Origin of the sequence: Micromonospora sp. DT231, assembly GCF_049847025.1 — a bacterium.
In the GTDB taxonomy this organism is placed as follows: Bacteria; Actinomycetota; Actinomycetes; order Mycobacteriales; family Micromonosporaceae; genus Micromonospora.
Genome location: NZ_JBNCNO010000042.1, coordinates 1 through 679, shown reverse-complemented (window position 1 = coordinate 679; position 679 = coordinate 1). Strand labels below are relative to the sequence as shown.

Below are 679 nucleotides of genomic sequence, written 5' to 3'. Positions count from 1 at the left end.
AGTTCCTCGCGGATGACGTCGACCTGGGCGGTGTGCGAGGCGTAGTCCACCGGCACCAACCGGGCCCGCACCCCCCGCTGCTCACACCCGGCAACGAGTGCCTGCACCTCCGCGGGATCACCACCGACGACGACCTGGGACGGGCCGTTGACCGCGGCCACACTCAACCCGTCGGTCAACAACACCTGCACCTCATCGGCAGGCAGGCCGACCGACGCCATCGCCCCGGCACCGGCCAGTCGTTCCCGCACAATCCGGGAACGCTGCACCACCACCCGCAACGCGTCTGCCAACGACAGCCGACCGGCGACGTACGCCGCGGCGATCTCACCCTGTGAATGCCCGACGACGGCCGCCACCGGCAGGCCGAGGGACTGCCACACCCGTGCCAACCCGGCCATCACCACGAACGAGACCGGCTGCACCACCTCCACCCGATCCAAATCACCACCACGCAACACCTCCGCCAGCGAGAAATCCACCAGCGGTTCACACTCCGCGACCCACGCGGCGAACACCGGCGATTCATCGAGCAGTTGCCCGCCCATACCAACCCACTGCGCCCCTTGGCCGGGGAACACCAACACCACACGATCCCGGCTCGCCACGGCGGTGCCCTCGATCAGCTCGTCACCGACCCGCACCGCCCGATCCTCGAACACCGACCGCCGCACCAACG

Annotated in this window: 1 protein-coding gene; it reads right to left on the bottom strand. The window is 69.2% G+C overall.

Annotated elements, in window-relative coordinates:
- The coding region (locus ACPXBU_RS34825) for an acyltransferase domain-containing protein (RefSeq protein WP_425761399.1) at positions 1-644 on the bottom strand (644 nt) is incomplete at its 3' end.
- Between the last annotated feature and the right edge of the window lie 35 nt (positions 645-679).